This window comes from Pseudomonas sp. G34 (assembly GCF_031119625.1).
In the GTDB taxonomy this organism is placed as follows: domain Bacteria; phylum Pseudomonadota; class Gammaproteobacteria; order Pseudomonadales; family Pseudomonadaceae; genus Aquipseudomonas.
The window spans coordinates 37,835-60,276 of sequence record NZ_JAVHZV010000009.1; the positions used below are offsets into that span (position 1 = coordinate 37,835).

Below are 22,442 nucleotides of genomic sequence, written 5' to 3' on the forward strand. Positions count from 1 at the left end.
GTTGAAGGATGATGGCTCCCGGGTTGTCAAGGGAGTCGCAAAAAAATCAACTTCTCTCCTAAAGCTTCGCAGAGTCAGGTCGATAAAGAGTATGAAAGCGAACTCAATGTTGCCTGAGCATTGCAGGCCAGAGTCGCAAGCCCAGGCAAACAGTTAGTGTCCGATGGAGGACAAACATCATGGCTTTGACCGTAAACACCAACATTGCGTCGTTGAACACTCAGCGCAACCTGAACACCTCGTCCAACGCGCTCAACACCTCCCTGCAGCGTCTGTCGACCGGTTCGCGCATCAACAGTGCCAAGGACGATGCGGCTGGCCTGCAAATCGCCAACCGTCTGACCAGCCAGGTCAACGGCCTGAACGTTGCGGTGAAGAACTCCAACGACGGCATCTCCATGGCGCAGACCGCTGAAGGTGCCCTGCAGCAGTCGACCACCATCCTGCAGCGTATGCGTGACCTGTCCCTGCAATCGGCCAACGGCTCGAACAGCGAAGGCGAGCGTAAGGCACTGAACTCGGAAGTGACCGAGCTCAAGAAAGAGCTGAACCGTATCTCCAACACCACCACCTTCGGTGGCAAGAAACTGCTCGATGGCAACTTCGGTACCACCACCTTCCAGGTCGGTAGCGCCGCCAACGAAACCATCAGCGTGAAGATCGACGAAATGAGCACCTCGTCGCTGAAGGGTAAGTACTACGAAGGCTCCGTTGCTGCTGCTACTGGTACCGCCAGCGCTTCGGGCACCATCACCGTTTCCGGCACCGTAAACGGTACCGATTTCTCGGTTGAAGTTGCTGTTGCCAGTGGCGCCACTGCAAAAGAGGTCAGCCAGTCGGTTGCCACTGCGATCAACGATGCCAACATCGGTGTGGGTGCGTTCGTGGACGATGCTGGTGCTACCAACCTGATCTCCGGTCAGAATACCGCTGGTACCGCCAACGCCCTGTCTTCCCTGAGCATCAGCGGTACGGTGGCAGGCATCACCAACGGTGCTTACACCGCTGCAACGGCTGTAACCGAAACGGAAATGACCAACATCGACGTCAGCACCGTGCAAGGTGCCCAGGAGTCGGTCATCGTCATCGACCAGGCGATCTCGGCGATCGACAAGCAACGTGCCGACCTCGGTGCTGTGCAGAACCGCTTCGAGAACACCATTGGTAACCTGCAGAACATCGCAGAGAACGTTTCGGCAGCACGTGGTCGGATTCAGGATACGGACTTCGCGGCAGAAACTGCGAACCTGACCAAGAACCAGATCCTGCAGCAGGCCGGTACCGCGATCCTGTCCCAGGCCAACCAGCTGCCGCAGGCGGTGCTCAGCCTCCTGCAGTAAGCCGAATCGGCTAGGCTGCTCTAAACTCCGGGGGGAAGTGCATAGCGCTTCTCCCCGTTTTGCCTTGCGAGGTAAAAGAAATGGATATCGCAGTAAACAGTTTGTCACCGGTGCTGGCCAAGCCTACTGGCTCGCCTGTCTCCGGTACTTATGCCAGAACGGGGGCTTCTGCTGGAGCAGCTGGTGATAAGCCTGCTGCAAGTCAGGGCCAGGCCCCGACGGAAGATCCTGAGCAGATTTACGAGCAGGTGGACAACGCGGTCACGTCCATCCAGAGTTTCGTGCAGAACATCCGGCGTGACCTGAATTTCAGTGTCGATGATTCAAGTGGCAGGGTTGTGGTCAAGGTGACTGATCGCGCTTCCGGCGATGTGATTCGTCAATTGCCTTCCGAAGAGGCCTTGCGCCTGGCGGAAAGCCTGGAAGAAGTGCGAAGCCTGCTGTTCAAGGCCGAAGCCTGACATGGCGCGGTTTTTGAATATGAACCACAGGATTGCAGAAACTCGCGCAGGAACGTCAACATCGTGACGGAGTAGAATTTATGGCTATTGGTGGAATTCAGACGGGCATCAACTCAGGGCTGCCGATCGGTGACCTGGTCAAGGCGATGGTCGATGCCGAAAAGGCCCCCAAGGAAGCGCAACTGGCGCGTCTGTCGAGCTCGACTACCGTCAAGCTGACCGGCCTGGGCAAGCTGAATACCGCGCTTGGCGAGTTTCAGACTGCGCTCAAGGATCTCAATAGCCCGGCACTGTTCGAGAAGCGCACCGCCACATCCTCCAATACCAGTGCATTGACGGCCACTGCCGGAAAAACGGCATCGGCTGGCAACTACCAGGTTGAGGTGAAGAGCCTGGCTTCGGCCAGCAAGGTCGCGACCAAGGCGCTCGACGGTACCTTCACGAGTGGCGGCAGTGACGAGGTACTGAGTGTCAAACTCGGTGAGAGTGGCACCGCTGTCGACGTGAAGATCACTGCAGGTTCTGACCTGGCCAGCATTCGTGATCAGCTCAATACCGCGCTCAAGGACAAGGGCGTAACCGTCAGCACCATCAACGATCCTGCCACTGGCAAGTCTCGCCTGGTGTTCAGTGGTAGTGAGACGGGTGACGGCAAGGACGTGATCGTTTCCGGGAATGGCGACCTTGCCGCGCTTAGCGTCGATGGTCGTACCCAGCTCGCAGCCGGTGATGCTTCTGCTTCGGGGTATATCGTGCAGGCCGCCAACGCCAAGTTCTCCATCGATGGTCTGGCGCTCAGCAGCCCTACCAACACGGTCAAGGGGGCGATTGCCGATGTCAATTTCGACTTGCTCGCCACTACCGAGGCCAACAAGCCACTGACCCTCAAGGTTGGTGAGGATAACGCCGGTGTCAAAGCGGGTATCAAGAAATTCGTCGAGGCCTACAACAAGCTGATCAACACCACCAACGATCTGACCCGGGTGACCAAGGTCGGCGAGGATGGCACTCCGCTGGTCGGCGGGCTGGTAGGTGACTCGACAGTGCGAAATCTTGTCGGCGGTGTTCGCAACGAATTGGTGAACCCGGTTGGCGGCGATGGCGTGAGGGTGCTGGCGGATCTCGGCATCACCACCCAGAAGGACGGCACCCTGAAAATCGAGGACACCAAGCTCGATGCGGCGCTGAAAGACAACTTCGATGCCGTCGGTTCGTTTTTCCTCGGTGATACCGGTTTGATGAAGCGTCTGGATGGGCAGGTGGCGTCCTACAGCCAGACCGGTGGGATTCTTTCCCAGCGCATGTCGGCGCTGCAATCCACCGATGCCGACATAAAGAAACAGACCGAGGATCTCAAGCTGCGGGTCGACAGCATGCAGAAGCGATTGCTCGCCCAGTTCAACGCGATGGATTCTCTGGTCGGTCAGTTGAACGGTACCAGCAATCAGCTGCAGAACACGCTGTCCAATCTACCTGGCGTCGTTAGGAAGAATAATTAAATGAGCGATCCCATCGATACCTACAAGAGTGTCAAGACCAGCCAGGTCGTGACGCCTTACCAGGCGGTAAACCTGCTGCTGGACGGCGCCATCGAGCGAATCTCCCTGGCGCTTCTGGCCCAGCAACAGCACAACCCCGGTCTACGCGGGGAGGCGGTCAGCGGCACGATCTCGATCATCGCGGTGTTGCAGTCGAGCCTGGACAAGGACCTCGGCGGTGAGCTGGCGCAGAATCTCGACAATCTGTACGACTACATCAACCGTCGCCTGGTTGGCGTAGCGCTCGACGATACGCCGCGCCGCCTGGAAGAGGTGCAGGAGCTGCTGACGCAGATCCGCGATGCCTGGAAAGCCATCGGCCCTGAGGTCGAATCTGGCGGCGAGTGAGCGGACCCGCGCCTACGGCTGACGGTGATGCGCCGCCAGTATCGATTGTCGCCATAAGCGGGGCTTGCGCCCCGCTTTGCTTATGCTGTGCGCCATTCGCACCCTCTGCCGCGGTGCCCATAGCGACATTGATGATTAATCTTTCCTAAAGCTCAGGCCCCTCGTGCCGATACATGAAGTATTCCCGCTGTACACTGGAGTACATCTGCATGAATGCCATGGCCGCTATGCGTCAGTATCAAAACGTCAACACTCAGGCTCAGGCTGTAGATGCCAGCCCGCATCGTCTGATCCAGATGCTGATGGAAGGTGGCCTGACTCGCCTTGCGCAAGCGCGTGGCGCCATGGAGCGCGGGCAGTTTGCGATGAAGGGTGAGTTGATCGGCAAGGCCATTGGCATCATCGGTGGCCTGCGCGCTGGCTTGAACCTCGAAGAAGGTGGGGAGCTGGCCGAGAACCTGGACAACCTCTACGACTACATGAGCCGCCGTTTGCTCGAGGCTAACCTGAAGAACAGCGTCGAGCCGCTCGATGAAGTGGCAGACTTGCTGCGCAACGTGAAGACCGGCTGGGATGCAATTGCCCAGTAATCGGCATGCTGTAAGGAGTTTTCCATGAATACATCTGTTCAGCGTCTCCAGAATACCGGTACGGCCATGCGCCAGGCATTGTCGACCCAGGACTGGGCAGCCATTGGCGAGCTCGATCTGCAGTGCCGGCAGGCTGTCGAAGAGGCGATGGTGGATGCCGCCGATGAGGACGGTGCCCTGCGTGCACGCATGCAGGAGCTTCTGGATCTCTACAAGGATCTGGTCAGTGCGTGTCAGGCCGAGCGGCAACGTCTGGCCAACGAGCTCGTGCAATTCAACCAGTCACAGCAGGGTGCCAAGGTCTATCAGCTTTTTGGCTGAGTGACCTGTCAATCCAATCTGGCTGTGCTAGGTTTGCTGCGTTGATGGTGTTTTGCTGCTTTTCCCCTGCGCTCTCGAGTTCTCGAGGGCCTGCCCAAGTGGGCATGGTCAGCTTCTTGCAAATATTCCCGCCATAAAATTGACTAAGCGCCAATAATTTACTTTACTGCTGGCCATATGCCGGCGCTTTGGTGGTCGGTGGCTTTTTCTTTCTGGGCCGAACAACTATGTGGCGTGAAACCAAGCTTCTGCTAATCGACGACAACCTTGAACGTCGCCGTGACCTGTCGGTGATTCTCAATTTTCTCGGGGAAGATCATCTCGCTTGTGGCAGCGGCGACTGGCGCAAGGTGGTCGAGCAGATCGATTCCAGCAGAAGCATCCTGGGTGTGCTGCTTGGCGAGGTACAGCTCAAGGGCGGTGCATTGGATCTGCTCAAGGAGTTCGCTGCCTGGGACGAGTACCTGCCCGTGCTGATGCTGCATGAACATGCCACTCATGAGTGGCCGGAAGAGTTCCGCCGTCGCGTCTTGGCGACCCTGGAAATGCCGCCCAGCTACAACAAGCTCCTTGATTCCCTGCACCGCGCCCAGGTCTATCGCGAGATGTATGACCAGGCCCGCGAGCGCGGCCGGCAGCGTGAGCCCAACCTTTTCCGTAGCCTTGTCGGCACTAGCCGGGCCATCCAGCAGGTCAGGCAGATGATGCAGCAGGTGGCCGATACCGAAGCCAGCGTGCTGATCCTCGGTGAGTCGGGTACCGGCAAGGAAGTGGTGGCGCGCAACCTGCACTATCACTCCAAGCGACGCGAAGCGCCATTCGTGCCGGTCAACTGCGGTGCCATTCCGGCCGAGCTGCTGGAAAGTGAACTGTTCGGCCATGAGAAGGGCGCCTTCACTGGCGCCATCACAACCCGGGCCGGGCGCTTCGAGCTGGCCAACGGCGGTACGCTGTTCCTCGACGAGATCGGTGACATGCCGCTGCCCATGCAGGTCAAGCTGCTGCGCGTTCTGCAGGAGCGCACCTTCGAACGGGTGGGCAGCAACAAGACCCAGAATGCCGATGTGCGCATCATTGCCGCCACCCACAAGAACCTCGAGAGCATGATCGAGGGCGGCAGCTTCCGTGAGGATCTGTACTACCGCCTCAACGTGTTCCCCATCGAGATGGCGCCGCTGCGTGAGCGCATCGAAGATATCCCGCTGCTGATGAACGAGCTGATCTCGCGCATGGAGCATGAGAAGCGCGGCTCGATCCGCTTCAATTCCGCAGCCATCATGTCGCTCTGTCGCCATGACTGGGCGGGCAACGTTCGTGAGCTGGCCAACCTGGTCGAGCGCATGGCGATCATGCATCCCTATGGGGTGATCGGTGTGGGTGAGCTGCCGAAGAAGTTCCGCCATGTCGATGACGAAGACGAGCAACTGGCGGCCAGCCTGCGTGATGAGCTGGACGAGCGCGCGGTACTGACCTCGCCATCGCCCGCGTCGATGTCGCCGGCGATGCTGCCGGCCGAGGGCCTGGATCTCAAGGACTACCTGGGCAATCTGGAGCAGGGGCTTATCCAGCAGGCGCTGGATGATGCCGGCGGTATCGTGGCCCGCGCCGCCGAGCGCCTGCGCATTCGCCGTACCACGCTGGTCGAGAAGATGCGCAAGTACGGCATGAGTCGCCGCGAAGATGAGGTTGGCGACGACTGAGTCGCCGGGGTGGGCGAACGCCCACCGGTTCCCCGAGCATTGCCGTTCTACCAGTCAGTCGATTGACGGCTCGCCCTCGATTAAATACTTATCTTTTTGAAAATAAAGGCTTTTATTTTCAGGCATGAGTATTGCTATCTCCTTGGCAAATGACCGCCTTCTGACGGCTCGCCACGCGAGAGAGTGCAATGAAATCAAGCCCGCAACGCCATGTCCCTCTGGATGCCTCATCGCCGGTACAGGCGCAGCGTGGGGATCTTGAGCAGTCGCTGGCCTTGTTCGAGCAGATGTCGAGCCGGCTGGGCAACTCCTACAGTCTCCTGGAAAACCGCGTCAATGAACTGACTGGGCAACTGGCCCAGGTCAGTGAGCAGCGCGTGCAGGAGTTGAACGAAAAGGAGCGCCTGGCTCACCGCCTGCAAAGCCTGCTGGACCTGCTGCCCGGTGGCGTGGTGGTCATCGATGGCCATGGCGTGGTCCGCGAAGCCAACCCTGTGGCGCGGGACATGCTGGGTGAGCCGCTTCTGGGGCGCCTGTGGCGTGATGTGATCGCGCAGCGTTTTGCCCCCCGGCGCGATGACGGCCATGAGATCTCCCTGGCCGATGGCCGGCGGCTGTCGATTTCCACCCGCTCATTGCAAGGCGAGCCGGGGCAGTTGGTGCTGCTGACCGATCTGACGGAAACCCGGCGCTTGCAGGATCAACTGTCACGGCATGAGCGGCTGAGCGCCATGGGGCGGATGGTCGCTTCCCTGGCTCACCAGATTCGTACGCCGCTGTCGGCGGCGCTGCTGTACGCCAGTCACCTGACCGAGCAGGTGCTGCCGGCCGAGCAGCAGCAGCGTTTTGCCGGTCGCCTGAAGGAGCGGTTGCATGAGCTCGAGCACCAGGTGCGCGACATGCTGGTATTCGCCCGCGGTGAGCTGCCGCTACCCGATCGGCTCGATCCTGTTCAGTTGTTCGAGGCGCTCAGGCATGCCGGTGACTCGGTGGTGCAAGGCGTCAATGTTCGCTGGCAGTGCGACGCCCGGCGTGGCGAGCTGGTCTGCAACCGCGACACCCTGGTGGGCGCGCTCCTGAACCTCATCGAGAATTCGATCCAGGCGGCGGGGCAGGGGGTGCATCTCAAGGTGCACGCCTACCGCCGCGGCGCCACGTTGCGCCTGTGTATCAGTGATAACGGCCCCGGTATCGACGCGCTGACGCTGGCACGCCTGGGTGAGCCGTTCTTCACCACCAAAACCACCGGCACCGGTCTCGGGCTGGCGGTGGTCAAGGCAGTCGCCCGTGCCCACCAGGGCGAGCTGCGTCTGCATTCACGGCCAGGTCGCGGTACCTGCGCCTTGTTGATTCTGCCGCTGATCACCCCAGCGCGCCCCACGATTCAGGAGTGACCCATGGCTGCCAAAGTCCTGCTGGTTGAAGACGATCGCGCGCTGCGCGAAGCCCTGGCTGACACCCTCGAGCTCGGTGGCCACGATTACCGCGCCGTCGACTGTGCCGAGGCGGCGCTGCTCGCCATTGCCGAGGAGCCGTTCGGCCTGGTGATCAGTGACGTGAACATGCCGGGCATGGATGGTCATCAGCTGCTGTGCGCCATCCGCGAACGACAACCGCAGTTGCCGGTGCTGCTGATGACCGCTTTCGGCGCTGTCGAGCGTGCTGTCGAAGCGATGCGCCGTGGCGCGGCCGATTACCTGGTCAAGCCATTCGAGCCCAGAACACTGCTTGCGCTGGTGGCGCGCCACGCGCTCGGGCGGGCCAGCGAGGTGGAGCAGGATGGGCCGGTGGCCTTTGAACCGGCCAGCTTGCAGCTACTCGAGTTGGCGGCGCGGGTCGCTCGCAGCGATTCCACCGTGCTGATCACCGGCGAGTCCGGAACCGGCAAGGAGGTGCTGGCGCGTTATCTTCATCAGCAGTCTGCGCGGGCCAAGGGGCCGTTCATCGCCATCAACTGCGCGGCGATCCCGGACAACATGCTGGAGGCTACCCTGTTCGGCCACGAGAAGGGTGCCTTCACCGGCGCCGTTGCCAGCGCGCCGGGCAAGTTCGAGCTGGCCGAGGGCGGCACCATCCTGCTCGATGAAATCTCTGAAATGCCGCTCGCCCTGCAGGCCAAGCTGCTGCGTGTGCTGCAGGAGCGCGAGGTCGAGCGGGTCGGTGCCCGCAAGCCGATCAGCCTGGATATCCGCGTGCTGGCGACCAGCAACCGCGACCTGGCGGCAGAGGTGGCGGCAGGGCGTTTTCGTGAAGACCTGTTCTATCGCCTTTCGGTTTTTCCCCTGGCCTGGCGACCGCTGCGTGAGCGCCCGGCGGATATCCTGCCGCTGGCCGAGCGACTGCTGGCCAAGTATGTGAAGAAAATGAACCTGGCACCGCTGCGCCTTTCGGCCCAGGCGGTCGCCTGCCTGACCAGCCACGCCTGGCCGGGCAACGTGCGCGAGCTGGACAACGCCATCCAGCGCGCAGTCATTCTCCAGCAAGACGGTGTTATCGAACCCCACGACCTGTGCCTGACCGCGCCGATCGGTTTCGCTCAACCGTCCCAGCCTTCGCTGGCGGTGGTGCCGAGCATGGCGATGCCGGCAGTGCCGGACACCATCGTGGCGGATGGCGCGCTGGGCGAAGACCTGCGGCGCCGCGAATATCAGGTGATCATCGATATCCTGCGCGCCGAGCGCGGGCGTCGCAAAGAGGCGGCCGAGCGGTTGGGCATCAGCCCGCGAACCCTGCGCTACAAGCTGGCACAGATGCGTGATGCCGGAATGGATGTCGAGGCTTATCTGTACGCCAGCTGAATAGCGGGTCGCCGGGGTTGAGCGAATCGATACCCGGGGCCAGCAGCGCTTCGCGGGCATGGCCCGCTCCCACAGGGCTGCTTAGCCCGATGGGTCGGGCCGCGTAGGTGAAACCCATCAAATGGCGGGTGTGGATTGCCCCCGGCACCACGGATTGCACGCGTTTCGGCGGGCAATAAAAACCCGGCCTGTTGGCCGGGTTTCTTGAGTTTCGCCCCGTGACCTTGACTCGACAGCGCAGTTAAGTGCGCTTCAGCCAGGTAGCCTGGGTTGAGCGAAGCGATACCCGGGACAGCTTGTGCGGGCTTCGGATCGCTTGGTGGGTTACGCGCCGCTCCGAGCAAGTGGCGCCAGTTATGGTGTTGGCTGGCGGCACTCACCCACCCTACGGATTGCAAGCGTTTCGACGGACAATAAAAAACCCGGCCTGTTGGCCGGGTTTCTTGAATTTGGCTCCGCGACCTGGACTCGAACCAGGGACCCAATGATTAACAGTCATTTGCTCTACCGACTGAGCTATCGCGGAACAACGACGCGTATCCTACTGATTACGAAGGGGAAGTCAAGCATCTGCCGACTTCCCCCGGCAACTTAGAGAACGGCGGCAATCGCCTTGGTCACCACCGGCAGGTTGCGCGTGTTCAGGGCGGCCACACAGATGCGGCCGGTGCCCACGGCGTAGATGCCGAACTCGCTGCGCAGGCGCTCGACCTGTTCGGTGGTCAGCCCCGAATAGGAGAACATACCGCGCTGCTCGGCGACGAAGCCGAAGTCGCGCTTGGCGTTCAGGTCTGCCAGCTGCTCGACCATGGCCAGGCGCATGGTGCGGATGCGATCGCGCATTTCGCCCAGCTCGGTTTCCCACATCACCCGCAGCTCGGGGTTGTTGAGTACGGCCGCAACCACGCTGGCGCCATGGGTCGGTGGGTTGGAGTAGTTGGTGCGGATCACCCGCTTGACCTGGGACAGCACGCGGCTGCCTTCATCCTGGTCGCCAACCACGATGCTCAGGGCGCCGACGCGTTCGCCGTACAGCGAGAACGACTTGGAGAACGAGCTGGAGACGAAGAAGGTCAGGCCAGATTGGGCGAACAAACGTACCGCCGCGGCGTCTTCTTCAATACCGTCGCCAAAACCCTGGTAGGCGATGTCGAGGAAGGGCACATGCTCGCGTTCGCGCACGATTTCCAGCACCGCCTGCCAGTCTTCGGGCGTCAGGTCGACGCCGGTCGGGTTGTGGCAGCAGGCGTGCAGCACGACGATGGAGCGAGCCGGCAGGTTCTTCAGGTCTTCGAGCAGGCCGCCACGGTTCACGCCATTGCTGAAGGCGTCGTAGTAGCGGTAGTTGCGCACCGGGAAACCGGCGGCTTCGAACAGGGCGCGATGGTTCTCCCAGCTCGGGTCGCTGATCGCCACGGTGGCGTCGGGCAGCAGACGCTTGAGGAAGTCCGCGCCGGTCTTCAGGGCGCCGGTGCCGCCAATGGCCTGGGTGGTGATCACGCGGCCTTGCTGGATCAGCGGCGAGTCGTTGCCCAGCAGCAGCTTCTGCACGGCCTGGTCGTAGGCGGCAATGCCTTCGATCGGCAGGTAGCCACGTGGCGCGCGGGCGGCGGTGAGTGCCGCCTCGGCTTCGACCACGGCGCGCAGCAGCGGGATGCGACCTTCTTCGTTGGTGTAAACACCCACGCCAAGGTTGACCTTGTCAGGGCGTTTATCGGCGTTGAATGCTTCGTTGAGGCCCAGGATGGGATCGCGCGGAGCCATTTCGACGGCGGAGAACAGACTCATGGGGGCGGCAGCTCTGTGGTGGGGTGAGTATCGAGCAACCCGGCAACTGGATTAGGGGTTGCGCAAGCGGGCCGTTAGTATAGCGGCCCATATTCGGTGTCGCGACAGCGTACATCAGGTATGACGCACGTGTTGTCGTGGCGTCACAGCCTTTGCAGAGGTATTTATGTCCGAGTTCCAACTGGTCACCCGTTTCGAGCCTGCCGGCGACCAGCCCGAGGCGATCCGGCAGATGATCGAGGGCCTTGAAGCCGGGCTTTCGCACCAGACGTTGCTCGGCGTGACGGGCTCCGGCAAGACCTTCAGCGTGGCCAACGTGATCGCCAAGGTGCAGCGCCCGACCCTGGTGTTGGCGCCCAACAAGACCCTGGCGGCGCAGCTGTATGGCGAGTTCAAGTCGTTCTTCCCGAACAACGCGGTGGAGTACTTCGTTTCCTACTACGACTACTACCAGCCCGAGGCCTACGTGCCTTCGTCGGACACCTTCATCGAGAAGGACGCCTCGATCAACGACCACATCGAGCAGATGCGGTTGTCGGCGACCAAGGCGCTGATCGAGCGCAAGGACGTCATCGTAGTCTGCACCGTTTCGTCGATCTACGGCCTGGGCAGCCCCGAGGAGTACCTGAAAATGGTGCTGCACCTCGACCGCGGCGACAAGATGGATCAGCGCGATCTGTTGCGCCGCCTGGCCGAACTGCAGTACACCCGCAACGACATGGATTTCGCCCGGGCGACCTTCCGGGTACGTGGCGACGTGATCGATATCTTCCCGGCGGAATCCGATCTGGAAGCCATCCGCGTCGAGTTGTTCGATGATGAAGTGGAGAACATCAGCGCCTTCGATCCGCTGACCGGTGAGGTGCTGCAACGCCTGCCGCGGTTTACCTTCTACCCCAAGAGCCACTACGTGACGCCCCGCGACACGCTGCTCGAGGCCATGGAGAAGATCAAGGTCGAGCTTCAGGAACGTCTGGATTACCTGCGTGGCGCCAACAAGCTGGTCGAAGCGCAGCGTTTGGAGCAGCGCACGCGCTTCGACCTGGAGATGATTCTCGAGCTGGGTTACTGCAACGGCATCGAGAACTACTCGCGCTACCTGTCTGGCCGCCCCTCGGGAGCGCCGCCACCCACGCTCTACGATTACCTGCCGGCCGAAGCGCTGCTGGTGATCGACGAGTCCCACGTCAGCGTGCCGCAGGTCGGCGCCATGTACAAAGGTGACCGTTCGCGCAAGGAAACCCTGGTCGAGTACGGCTTCCGTCTGCCCTCGGCGCTGGACAACCGCCCCATGCGTTTCGAGGAGTGGGAGGGGGCCTGCCCGCAGACCATCTTTGTTTCCGCCACGCCCGGCCCCTACGAAGCCGAACATGCGGGCCGGGTGATCGAGCAGGTGGTACGGCCCACCGGCCTGGTCGACCCCGAGGTCGAGGTGCGCCCTGCACGTACCCAGGTCGATGACCTGCTCTCGGAAATCCACAAGCGCGTGGCCCTTGAGCAGCGCGTGCTGGTCACTACCTTGACCAAGCGCATGGCCGAGGATTTGACCGATTACCTCGGTGATCACGGCGTCAAGGTGCGCTACCTGCACTCGGACATCGATACCGTCGAGCGGGTGGAGATCATCCGTGACCTGCGTATCGGCACCTTCGACGTGCTGGTCGGCATCAACCTGCTGCGCGAGGGCCTGGATATGCCCGAGGTCGCCCTGGTGGCGATTCTCGATGCCGACAAGGAAGGCTTCCTGCGCAGCGAGCGTTCGCTGATCCAGACCATCGGCCGCGCCGCGCGTAACCTCAATGGGCACGCGATTCTCTATGCCGATCGCATCACCGGCTCGATGGAGCGGGCCATTGGCGAGACCGAACGCCGTCGCGAGAAACAGCTGGCCTTCAACGAGGCCAACGGCATCGTGCCCAAGGGCGTGTTCAAGGACGTCAAGGATATTCTCGAAGGCGCCGTGGTGCCGGGGGCGCGTAGCAAGAAGCGCAAGGGCATGGCCAAGGCGGCCGAGGAAAGCGCCCGCTACGAAGCCGAGCTGCGCTCGCCTGCGGAAATCACCAAGCGCATCCGCCAGCTCGAGGAGAAGATGTACCAGCTGGCCCGAGACCTCGAGTTCGAAGCGGCGGCGCAGATGCGCGACGACATTCAGAAGCTGCGTGATCGGTTGTTGGCGGTATGAGAGCGGCAGGTCAGCCCAAGGTCTACCTGGCCGGTTTCGACGTGTTCAGGAGGGATGCCGTCGAGCGGGGCGAGTACCTCAAGCGCCTGTGTCGCAACCAGGGGCTCGAAGGGCTCTATCCGTTCGATAACGAGGTGCCCGAGGGCCTGGCGCCCGCCGAGCGGGCGGCGCGGATCTGTCAGCTCAACCTGGCGATGATCCGCGGCGCCGATGCCGTGCTGGCCAACCTCAACCCCTTTCGCGGCTTCGAACCGGATTCCGGCAGCGCATTCGAGGTGGGGGCAGCGGTGGCCCTGGGCAAGCCGGTGTGGGCGTACTTCCAGCCCCAGGGCAGCATGCGCCAGTGGATGCCCGGTGACGAAGCCGGCCGTGATGCCGAAGGTTATTTCATCGAGGATTTCGGCCTGCCGCGCAACCTGATGCTCGCCTGCTCCTGGGCCGGCTGCAGCGCCAGCGTGGAGGAGGGCGTCGCGGCCCTGCGTCACTACCTGGATGGCGCCTCCGGCGCCTGACGCGGCGCGGCGCTGGTCAGCGGCAGGCCTCCCGGTTCGCTGGAGCCAGCCGGGGCTGGCCTGTTAATATTCGCTCCCTTCGCTTTCTCGCGTCATCCATGGCGCCTGCGCCGGTCGCTCACGCTGCCGCTCGCAGGCCCGGCCCATGCCATTTTCAGTCTTACTTGCTCGGGACTCCCCATGACCACCGTTCGCACTCGCATCGCCCCGTCGCCCACTGGTGACCCTCACGTCGGCACTGCCTATATCGCCCTGTTCAACCTGTGCTTCGCCAGGCAGCACGGCGGCGAGTTCATCCTGCGTATCGAAGATACCGATCAGGTGCGTTCGACCCGCGAATCCGAACAGCAGATCTATGACGCTCTGCGCTGGTTGGGCATCGAGTGGAACGAAGGCCCGGACGTGGGCGGCCCATACGGCCCGTATCGGCAGAGCGAGCGTGGCGAGATCTACCGCAAGTACGCCCTGGAACTGGTCGACAAAGGCCATGCCTTCTACTGCTTCTGCACCCCGCAAGAGCTCGACCAGATGCGCGCCGAGCAGATGGCCCGTGGCGAAACGCCGCGTTATGACGGCCGCGGCCTGCTGCTCTCCGCCGAGGAAGTGCAGCGTCGCCTGGCGGCCGGCGAGCCCCACGTGATCCGCATGAAGGTGCCGAGCGAGGGCGTCTGCGTGGTGCCCGACATGCTGCGCGGCGACGTGGAAATCCCCTGGGATCGCATGGACATGCAGGTGCTGATGAAGACCGATGGCCTGCCGACCTACTTCCTGGCCAACGTGGTCGACGACCACCTGATGAAGATCACCCACGTGCTGCGCGGCGAGGAATGGCTGCCGTCGGCGCCCAAGCTGATCCTGCTGTACGAATACTTCGGCTGGGAAAAACCGCAGCTGTGCTACATGCCGCTGCTGCGTAACCCGGACAAGAGCAAGTTGTCCAAACGCAAGAACCCGACCTCGATCACCTTCTACGAGCGCATGGGCTTCCTGCCGCAAGCGATGCTCAACTACCTGGGCCGCATGGGTTGGTCGATGCCCGACGAGCGCGAGAAATTCACCCTCGACGAGATGATCGCCAACTTCGACGTGCAGCGGGTTTCCCTGGGCGGGCCGATCTTCGACCTGGAGAAGCTGTCCTGGCTCAACGGCCAGTGGATGCGCGACCTGAGCGTCGAGGAGTTCGCCGCTGGCGTGCAGAAATGGGCGTTCAACAGCGACTACCTGATGCAGATCGCACCCCATGTGCAGGGCCGGGTGGAAACCTTCAGCCAGATCGCCCCGCTGGCCAGCTTCTTCTTCGCCGGTGGCGTGCAGCCGGACAAGGCGCTGTTCGCCCACAAGAAGCTTTCCGACGACCAGGTGCGCCAGCTCATGCAGTTGATCCTGTGGAAGCTCGAAGCGCTGCGCCAGTGGGAGAAGGAGCGCATCACCGCTTGCATCCAGGCGGTGGTCGAACACCTGGAGCTGAAACTGCGCGATGCCATGCCGCTGATGTTCGCCGCCGTCACCGGCCAGGCCAGCTCGGTGTCGGTGCTCGATGCCATGGAGATTCTCGGCCCGGATCTCACCCGTTTCCGTCTGCGCCAGGCCATCGAATTGCTCGGTGGCGTATCGAAGAAAGAGAACAAGGAGTGGGAAAAGCTGCTGGCCAGCATCAACTGACCGGAGCCGGTTTCCAGGCCGCCGGTCGCCGTGGCGGGCTGGCAGCCCAGGGTTTGCGGTAAGTGTTTGTTATGTCAGTGAAAAAAAATTAGCCGCCGACTAATTTTTTGTTGACAGGGTGAGGGGGCGCACTTAACATGCGCCCCGTCCTCGAGATGGGGCTATAGCTCAGCTGGGAGAGCGCTTGCATGGCATGCAAGAGGTCGACGGTTCGATCCCGTCTAGCTCCACCAATCTCGGATGCCACAACCGGTTCCTCGGAGCAGGTTGAGTTGTAAAGAAGGGCATTTGCGTCCCCTTCGTCTAGTGGCCTAGGACACCGCCCTTTCACGGCGGTAACAGGGGTTCGAGTCCCCTAGGGGACGCCATTATTTCCAGGTGCAGTGCCTCGGCATTGCAGCCAGACCGCAAGGTTCTGGGGCTATAGCTCAGCTGGGAGAGCGCTTGCATGGCATGCAAGAGGTCGACGGTTCGATCCCGTCTAGCTCCACCAATCCACGACGGGCCAGCCTAGTGCTGGCCTTGTTCTTCGAAGGTTTCGTCCCCTTCGTCTAGTGGCCTAGGACACCGCCCTTTCACGGCGGTAACAGGGGTTCGAGTCCCCTAGGGGACGCCATTTTTGCCCGCTCTGCGGGATTTTTAAGGGTCACTTCTCACGAAGTGGCCCTTTTGTTTTTGTGCGCTCGAAACGTGCTGGCCGGTTTGTCGATGCAGTCCTTGCGTTGCAGCAGGCAAAACTCCTAAGGTCAGGCTCGTTCCATCGCCAAGGGAGGTCACCGCATGAAGCTGACTCACACTGCTGCATCGTTGCGCGCATCCGCGCCTGGGCGTCTGTCGTGAGCTGGGATCGCCCCGATCCGTTCACCATCGACCTGGTGGTCGGCGGCGAGGATATCGACGGCCTCGGCCACGCCAACAATGCGGTTTACGTGACCTGGCTGGAGCGCTGTGCCTGGCGGCATTCGCAGTCGCTGGGGCTGGATCTGGTCGAGTACCGGCGCCTCGATCGCGCCATGGCGGTGGTACGCCACGAGATCGACTACCTGAGCAGTGCCTACGAAGGCCAGGAGCTGGTCATGGGCACCTGGATCGTCGAGTCCGACCAGCGCCTGAAGATGGACCGTTGCTTCCAGCTGGTGCGCCCGCAGGATGGCACCACCTTGCTGCGCGCCCGCACCACCTTCGTGTGTATCGAACTGTCCAGTGGGCGACCCAAGCGCATGCCCGCCGAGTTCGTCGAGGGCTATGGCAGGGCGTTGCTTCCCGCCTGATGGGTCATGGCTGCGGCGCCAGAAACAGCTTCTGCTCTTCATAGACCGCCTGGTAACGCCTGGCCTCGCCGGGTTGCAGCAGGATCGACTGGCTGCTTACCAGGCCGATCTCGGCGCAGAAGCCTTCCCGCGAGGGTGTCAGAACAACGGTTCTTTCGCCGCTGGGCACGTCCAGCGTGACGCTTTCGCCGGCTGGCAGGGCCACCACCAATTGCTCGTCGACGCGCAGCTGCAGGTCGCAGGCATTGGGGGCATTGCGGTCACGGCTGACGATCAGCTTGGCCGCGGCGGCGGGGTCGACGGGCACGCCTTCGGAAATCGGCGTGACGGCCAGGGCGCTGCTGGCAACCAGCAGCAGGGCGAGCGGTGTGCCGCGCAACAACAATAGGCTCATGGCGATTCCAGTTCGGCAGTGGTCACTGCAGTGGACTACTGGCCGTGGCAGGTGTTCAGCCAGCGCCGCTGGGCTGATGCGAGTCGCGCCGCTACACTACGCGCCGTTTTCCTCCGGCATGCCGATGCCGCCACTATCTTTTCGAGAATACCGCCATGCAGATCGCCCTGGCGCCCATGGAGGGGCTGGTCGATGAAATCCTCCGCGACGTGCTGACCCAGGTGGGCGGCATCGACTGGTGCGTGACCGAATTCATTCGCGTGACCGATCGCGTGCTGCCCAGGTCGACCTATCGCAAGCTGGCGCCGGAGCTGTTCAATGGCGCCCGCACCGCTGCCGGCACGCCCCTGCGCGTGCAGCTGCTCGGCTCGGATCCCAAGTGCCTGGGGGACAACGCCGCCTATGCCTGCATGCTCGGTGCGCCGGTGATCGACCTGAATTTCGGCTGCCCGGCCAAGACGGTGAACAAGTCCCGCGGCGGGGCGGTGCTGCTCAAGGAGCCGGAGCTGCTGCATGCCATCGTGCGTGAAGTGCGGCGCAGCGTGCCGGCAGCCATTGCCGTGACAGCCAAGATGCGCCTGGGCTTCGACCACAAGGACCTGGCCCTGGATTGCGCGCGGGCGCTGGCCGAAGGTGGCGCCGCGCAGATCGTCGTGCATGCGCGCACCAAGGTCGAGGGCTACAAACCGCCTGCCCACTGGGAATGGGTGGCGCGGGTGCAGGAAGTGGTTGCCGTGCCGGTGTACGCCAATGGCGATATCTGGTCGCTGGATGACTGGCGGCGCTGCCGCGAGGTGAGTGGTGCGCAAAACTTCATGCTCGGCCGTGGCGTGGTGGCGCAGCCCGACCTGGCCCGGCAGATCGCGGCGGCCAAGGCCGGCCAGGATGCCGGGGTGATGACCTGGGCGCAGCTACAGCCGCTGTTGGCCGAGTTCTGGTTGCAGGCACGCCGCAAGATTTCCCCGCGTTATGCCCCGGGGCGGCTCAAGCAGTGGTTGGCGATGCTCACCCGCACTTACCCGCAGGCGGTCGAGCTGTTCGCGCTGGTGCGGCGCGAGACCAGCTGCGAGGCTATCGACGCGCTGCTCGGGGTGAGTGTTACCGCGACGGACTTGCAGCGACTGCATGCGCCAGCGGCTGCTGACGAGGGCTTCAGCGACCGCCGCTGACGTCCAGTAGCGAGCCGGTGGTGTAGGAGGCCTGTTCGCCTGCCAGCCACAGGATGGCTTCGGCCACCTCTTCGGCGCGCCCGCCGCGCCCCAGTGGGATGCTGGCCGCCACGCGCGCCACCCGCTGTGGCTCGCCGCCGCTGGCGTGGATCTCGGTGTCGATCACCCCCGGGCGCACCGCGTTGACGCGAATGCCGTCGTCGGCGAGTTCCTTGGCCAGGCCCACCGTCATGCTGTCGACCGCGCCCTTGGCTGCGGCGTAATCGATGTATTCCCCGGGTGCGCCGAGCCGTGCGGCAATCGACGACACATTGACGATCGCGCCGCCGCGGCCGCCCTGGCGGGTCGACATGCGCGCTATCGCCTCGCGGCTGCACAGGAAGCTGCCGTACACGTTGGTGGCGAACACCCGTTGCCAGCGCTCCAGGCTCATCCGTTCCAGGCGCATCTGCTGCTCCAGCATGCCGGCGTTGTTGACCAGCACGTCCAGGCGCCCCAGGCGCTCATCGATCGCGGCGAACAGCCGGCGAACCTGGTCTTGGTCGGCGACATCGGCCTGCACCGCCAGGGCCTCGCCGCCCAAGGTGATGATCGACTCGACCAGCGCGTCGGCGGCGTCACGATTGCGCTGGTAGTTGACTATCACGCGGTATCCCTGGCGCGCTGCGAGCCTCGCCGTGGCCGCGCCGATGCCACGACTGGCGCCGGTAATCAGCATCACCTTGCTCATCGAAAAAATCTCCTTTTTCAGGCCCTTGAAATTTTTTCCGGCATCCACATTTTTCTCACCGTGGGATGCCGAAGACGGGTCCCGCACCTTATCACTCGCTGACTAATCAGGAGATTTACCATGAGCACTGCATTTTCCATGACCCCGCTGTTCCGTCAGTCCATTGGCTTCGACCGTTTCAACGACCTGTTCGAATCGGCGATGCGCAACGAGACGAGCAGCAGCTACCCGCCCTACAACGTCGAGAAGCATGCCGACGACCAGTACCGGATCGTCATCGCTGCCGCTGGTTTCCAGGATGAAGATCTGGATCTGCAGGTCGAGCGCGGCGTGCTGACCGTGACCGGCGGCAAGCGTGCGGGCAATGGTGAAAATGTCACCTACCTGTATCAGGGCATCGCTCAGCGTTCGTTCAAGCTGTCGTTCCGCCTGGCCGATCATATCGAGGTCAAGAGCGCCAACTTGGAGAACGGCCTGCTCAATATCGAGCTGGAGCGCCATGTGCCGGAAGAGGCCAAGGCCAAGCGCATCCCGATCGGGGCGGCACGTCCGGCATTGGAGAACTGATCGGCAACGCCGGTACACCGGAAAGGCGCCCTCGTGGCGCCTTTTCCGTTTCAGTGCGGCAGGCGCTGGTCGCCGTGGATGAGCAGGGCGCGGAACGCCGGCAGCGGCTGGGGGCGGCTGAACAGGTAGCCCTGGTAGCAGTTGCAACCCTGGCTCTGCAGGAAGTCCAGCTGGCTCTGCTGTTCGACGCCTTCGGCGATCACCTCCAGGCCCAGGCTCAGGCCGAGGGTCACCACCGCACGGATGATTTCCGCATCGTTCGGGTTGCTGGTGGCATCGCGCACGAACGACTGGTCGATCTTCAGTACATCCACCGGCAGGCGCTTGAGGTAGGTGAGTGACGAGTAGCCGGTGCCGAAATCGTCCATGGCGAAACTGACGCCCAGCTTGCGCAGGCGGTTCATCTTGGCGATGGTGTCGTCGATGTCCTCGATGACGATGCCTTCGGTGATTTCCAGCTTGAGCATGCCCTGGGGCAGCCTGTTCTGGCGCAGGCAATGCTCGACGCGCTCGACGAAGTCGCCCTGGCGGAACTGCCGCGTGCTGATGTTCACGCACAGGCTGAAGCGCTCGTCGATGAGGCCTTCTTCCAATAGCTGGGCGCAGGCGTGGCAGGCTTCGACCATCACCCAGGCGCCGACCTCCAGGATCAGCCCGCTTTCCTCCAGCACATGGATGAACAGCGCCGGCGATTGCTGGCCGAGGGTCGGATGGGCCCAGCGCAGCAGCGCTTCGGCGCCGATGATCTGATCGGTGCGGGCATCCACCTGGGCCTGGAAATACAGCTCGAATTCACCGCGGCTCAGGGCCGTGCGCAGCTCGTTCTCCAGGCGCAGGCGTTCGCTGGCGGCGTGCTGCATGGAGCCGTGGAACAGCTGGATGGCGTTGCGGCCGGAGTCCTTGGCGCGGTACAGGGCGATGTCGGCGCGCTTGAGCAGGTCGGCCGGGGTCTGGCCGTGGTCGGGAATCAGCGCGATACCGATGCTCGGGGTGACCTGCAGGCGATGGCCCTCCAGCAGCATCGGTTCGCTGAGCAGGGTGCGCAGCTTTTCGGCGGCCTGGCCGGCGTGGCTGATGACCTGCTCCAGGGGGCCCTCGAGGCCGGTCAGCAGTACCACGAACTCGTCACCGCCCAGGCGCGCCACGGTATCCTCTTCGCGCACGCTGACTTCCAGGCGCGCGGTGATCAGCTTGAGCACCGCATCGCCGAACGGATGGCCGAGCGAGTCGTTGATGTGCTTGAAATGGTCGAGATCGAGGAACAGCAGCGCGCCACGCAGGCCGTGGCGCTGCAGCAGGGCGATCTGCTGGGTCAGGCGATCCATCAGCAGGGCGCGGTTGGGCAGGCTGGTCAGCGGGTCGTGATAGGCCAGGTGCTGGATCTGTTGCTGGGCGGCCTTGAGTTCGCTGATGTCACGGGCGGTAACCAGCAGGCATTGGGTATTGTCCAGCTCGATCGGTTCGAACGAGATTTCCACTTCCAGGTGCTTGCCGTGGCGATCGCGGCCGCTCATCTCGATGCGCTGGATATGGCCCTGCTCGCGCAGGGTGGCGAGCAGTTGCTGACGTTGCTGCTCGTCGGGCCAGATACCCACTTCGGTCGAGGTACGGCCAATGACTTCCTCGGCGCTGTAGCCGGTCAGGCGGGTGAAACCATCGTTGATCTCGATATAGCGGCCGGTGTCACGGGTGGTGATGGTGATCGCGTCCGGGCTGGAGTGAAAGGCCTTGTAGAATTTCTCCTGGCTGGCCTTGAGCGCCGACTCGGCGCGCTGCTGCTCGGTGATGTCGCGAAACTTGCTGAGCACGCAGGGCTGGCCGGCGAGTTCCACGCGCCGGCAGGACACGATGCAGCTCATCAGCTGGCCCTGTGGGTCGTGCAGGTCGATGCGTTCGTCGGTTAGGTCGGTGCCGTTGAGAATCTTGGCGCGCAATGGCGAGTCCTCGGGCAGCGCCTGCCAGGGTGCGAGCTTGAAGATATTGCGCCCGGTGACTTCCGCCGGGCGCCAACCGAAGGCCTGGGTGAACGCCGGGTTGACATCCAGAATGCGCCCTTCGGGCAGGGTGGTCACGCAGATCGGGTCGGGGCTGGCCTGGAACAGCGTGGCGAACTTGCGTTCCGAGGCCTGCAGGCGCTGCTCGCGCAGGGTGCGTTCGCTGGTGTCGATCATGATGCCGGTCATGCGCATCGGCTGGCCCTGGGTATCGCGGTGCAGTTTGGCGGTGCTCTCCAGGTAATGGGTCTGGCCGTTGGCGTGCACCGTGCGGTAGGTCACCTGGGAATCCTGGCCGTTAGCGGGCAGCAGGTCGCGATAGGCCTGGCGCAGTGCCTGGCGGTCCTGCATGGGCACATGGGCAAAAAAATCCGGAAAGGGGCCCTGGAAGGGCGCGTTTGGCAGGCCATGCAGGACGGCGGCGCGCGGCGAGGCGAACATGGTGTCGCTGGGGATGTGCCAGTCCCAGGTGCCCAGGTCGGCCGATTCGAGGGCCATGCGCAGGCGCTCCTGGCTGTCGGCGAGGGCCTGTTCCTGTTTGCGCTGGCGGGTGATGTCGCGCATCACGCCGAACATCCGCTGCTGGCCGCCTTCGCCAGCCTGCAGGCTGCCGGTGATCTCGATCCAGCGCAGGCTGCCGTCCGGCAGGCGAATGCGATGCCGGATCGGCTCGCTGGTTGGTGAGCCGTCGATGACTGCCTGAAACAGGCGCAGCACTTCGCCGCGCTCTTCTTCGGGAATCAGCCCTATATAGTCGACCGGCGCGCTGAGTGGTCGGGTAGGGTCGAGGCCGAAGACCTTCTGGGCGCCGCGTGACCAGCTCACCTCACCACTGTCGATGTTCCAGAACCAGGCCCCGAGCCCTGCACCGTTGAGTGCCGCCAGCAGGTGCTGGCTGTCGTGCCAGGTCTTTTCGAACTCGGCGGGATCAAGCACTGGTATGTGGGGCAATGGTGGGCGTTTGTCGTTGGAGTTGCCCATTGACCCTTCCTCTATATAAGCCTTGCCAGAATCGTGGTCGGGCTAACGGCAGGTACGCCGAACGAATGCCGGCCAATGGCCGCTATGGGTGCCACG

General features: G+C 62.9%; 19 protein-coding genes and 5 tRNA genes. 19 read left to right on the forward strand and 5 right to left on the reverse strand.

Annotation, left to right across the window (positions count from 1 at the left end; genetic code table 11):
* The first annotated feature begins 179 nt into the window (after positions 1–179).
* From QYS36_RS05600 to QYS36_RS05640, 9 genes are all read left to right on the forward strand, one after another.
* Complete coding sequence (locus tag QYS36_RS05600; RefSeq protein ID WP_308838562.1) at positions 180–1,340, forward strand: flagellin; 1,161 nt, start codon at positions 180–182, stop codon at positions 1,338–1,340.
* 80 nt (positions 1,341–1,420) lie between these two features.
* Positions 1,421–1,801, forward strand: coding sequence for a flagellar protein FlaG (locus tag QYS36_RS05605; RefSeq protein WP_308838563.1), 381 nt, complete (start codon positions 1,421–1,423; stop codon positions 1,799–1,801).
* A gap of 80 nt (positions 1,802–1,881) precedes the next feature.
* Positions 1,882–3,300: a flagellar filament capping protein FliD gene (gene fliD, locus QYS36_RS05610; protein WP_308838564.1), complete on the forward strand. Its 1,419-nt coding sequence runs from the start codon at positions 1,882–1,884 to the stop codon at positions 3,298–3,300.
* Positions 3,301–3,687, forward strand: coding sequence for a flagellar export chaperone FliS (fliS, locus tag QYS36_RS05615; protein WP_230123699.1), 387 nt, complete (start codon positions 3,301–3,303; stop codon positions 3,685–3,687). It abuts the gene before it with no gap.
* A gap of 209 nt (positions 3,688–3,896) precedes the next feature.
* Positions 3,897–4,277: a flagellar export chaperone FliS gene (gene fliS / locus QYS36_RS05620; protein ID WP_111463270.1), complete on the forward strand. Its 381-nt coding sequence runs from the start codon at positions 3,897–3,899 to the stop codon at positions 4,275–4,277.
* Positions 4,278–4,301: 24 nt separating this feature from the next.
* Positions 4,302–4,598 (forward strand): flagellar protein FliT, encoded by a 297-nt coding sequence (locus QYS36_RS05625; protein WP_070886728.1) that lies wholly within the window; start codon positions 4,302–4,304, stop codon positions 4,596–4,598.
* A gap of 227 nt (positions 4,599–4,825) precedes the next feature.
* A complete protein-coding gene (locus QYS36_RS05630) occupies positions 4,826–6,298 on the forward strand; it encodes a sigma-54 dependent transcriptional regulator (RefSeq protein ID WP_230123700.1) in 1,473 nt (490 codons plus the stop codon).
* A gap of 188 nt (positions 6,299–6,486) precedes the next feature.
* The gene (locus QYS36_RS05635) at positions 6,487–7,692 is read left to right on the forward strand and encodes an ATP-binding protein (protein ID WP_308838565.1); all 1,206 of its coding nucleotides are present in this window, start codon (positions 6,487–6,489) and stop codon (positions 7,690–7,692) included.
* A gap of 3 nt (positions 7,693–7,695) precedes the next feature.
* Entirely contained in the window at positions 7,696–9,096 is a 1,401-nt protein-coding gene (locus tag QYS36_RS05640) for a sigma-54 dependent transcriptional regulator (RefSeq protein WP_308838566.1), read from the forward strand.
* Between the two features lie 450 nt (positions 9,097–9,546).
* Here QYS36_RS05640 and QYS36_RS05645 read toward each other — a convergent pair.
* Positions 9,547–9,622: transfer RNA gene (locus QYS36_RS05645), tRNA-Asn, on the reverse strand.
* A 65-nt stretch (positions 9,623–9,687) separates the two neighbouring features.
* Positions 9,688–10,884: an amino acid aminotransferase gene (locus tag QYS36_RS05650; RefSeq protein WP_308838567.1), complete on the reverse strand. Its 1,197-nt coding sequence runs from the start codon at positions 10,882–10,884 to the stop codon at positions 9,688–9,690.
* Between the two features lie 166 nt (positions 10,885–11,050).
* Between QYS36_RS05650 and uvrB the strand changes: the two genes are divergently transcribed.
* From uvrB to QYS36_RS05690, 8 genes are all read left to right on the forward strand, one after another.
* A complete protein-coding gene (gene uvrB, locus QYS36_RS05655; RefSeq protein ID WP_308838568.1) occupies positions 11,051–13,066 on the forward strand; it encodes an excinuclease ABC subunit UvrB in 2,016 nt (671 codons plus the stop codon).
* Positions 13,063–13,578: a nucleoside 2-deoxyribosyltransferase gene (locus QYS36_RS05660; RefSeq protein ID WP_308838569.1), complete on the forward strand. Its 516-nt coding sequence runs from the start codon at positions 13,063–13,065 to the stop codon at positions 13,576–13,578. Before uvrB ends, QYS36_RS05660 begins: the two co-directional genes overlap by 4 nt.
* A 180-nt stretch (positions 13,579–13,758) precedes the next feature.
* Positions 13,759–15,240, forward strand: coding sequence for a glutamate--tRNA ligase (gltX, locus tag QYS36_RS05665; protein ID WP_308838570.1), 1,482 nt, complete (start codon positions 13,759–13,761; stop codon positions 15,238–15,240).
* A gap of 157 nt (positions 15,241–15,397) precedes the next feature.
* Positions 15,398–15,473, forward strand: a tRNA-Ala gene (locus QYS36_RS05670).
* A gap of 59 nt (positions 15,474–15,532) precedes the next feature.
* A tRNA-Glu gene (locus QYS36_RS05675) sits at positions 15,533–15,608 on the forward strand.
* Between the two features lie 49 nt (positions 15,609–15,657).
* Positions 15,658–15,733 (forward strand) — tRNA-Ala (locus QYS36_RS05680).
* A gap of 47 nt (positions 15,734–15,780) precedes the next feature.
* Positions 15,781–15,856, forward strand: a tRNA-Glu gene (locus QYS36_RS05685).
* A 220-nt stretch (positions 15,857–16,076) separates the two neighbouring features.
* Complete coding sequence (locus tag QYS36_RS05690) at positions 16,077–16,511, forward strand: thioesterase family protein (RefSeq protein WP_308838571.1); 435 nt, start codon at positions 16,077–16,079, stop codon at positions 16,509–16,511.
* 4 nt (positions 16,512–16,515) lie between these two features.
* Here QYS36_RS05690 and QYS36_RS05695 read toward each other — a convergent pair whose 3' ends face one another.
* Positions 16,516–16,905 carry a hypothetical protein gene (locus QYS36_RS05695; protein ID WP_308838572.1) on the reverse strand — a complete coding sequence of 130 codons (390 nt, stop codon included), beginning with the start codon at positions 16,903–16,905 and terminating at the stop codon, positions 16,516–16,518.
* A 155-nt stretch (positions 16,906–17,060) separates the two neighbouring features.
* On the opposite strand from QYS36_RS05695, the gene QYS36_RS05700 reads away from it, so the two are divergent.
* Complete coding sequence (locus QYS36_RS05700; protein WP_308838573.1) at positions 17,061–18,074, forward strand: tRNA-dihydrouridine synthase family protein; 1,014 nt, start codon at positions 17,061–17,063, stop codon at positions 18,072–18,074.
* On the opposite strand, the gene QYS36_RS05705 is transcribed toward QYS36_RS05700, so the two are convergent.
* A complete protein-coding gene (locus QYS36_RS05705; RefSeq protein WP_308838574.1) occupies positions 18,058–18,804 on the reverse strand; it encodes an SDR family oxidoreductase in 747 nt (248 codons plus the stop codon). The two genes, QYS36_RS05700 and QYS36_RS05705, sit on opposite strands and share 17 nt — an antisense overlap.
* Positions 18,805–18,924: 120 nt before the next feature.
* On the opposite strand from QYS36_RS05705, the gene QYS36_RS05710 reads away from it, so the two are divergent.
* Complete coding sequence (locus QYS36_RS05710; RefSeq protein WP_308838575.1) at positions 18,925–19,371, forward strand: Hsp20 family protein; 447 nt, start codon at positions 18,925–18,927, stop codon at positions 19,369–19,371.
* A gap of 50 nt (positions 19,372–19,421) precedes the next feature.
* Here the strand turns inward: QYS36_RS05710 and QYS36_RS05715 are convergent, their stop codons facing one another.
* Positions 19,422–22,346 carry an EAL domain-containing protein gene (locus QYS36_RS05715; RefSeq protein WP_308838576.1) on the reverse strand — a complete coding sequence of 975 codons (2,925 nt, stop codon included), beginning with the start codon at positions 22,344–22,346 and terminating at the stop codon, positions 19,422–19,424.
* Positions 22,347–22,442 lie beyond the last annotated feature (96 nt).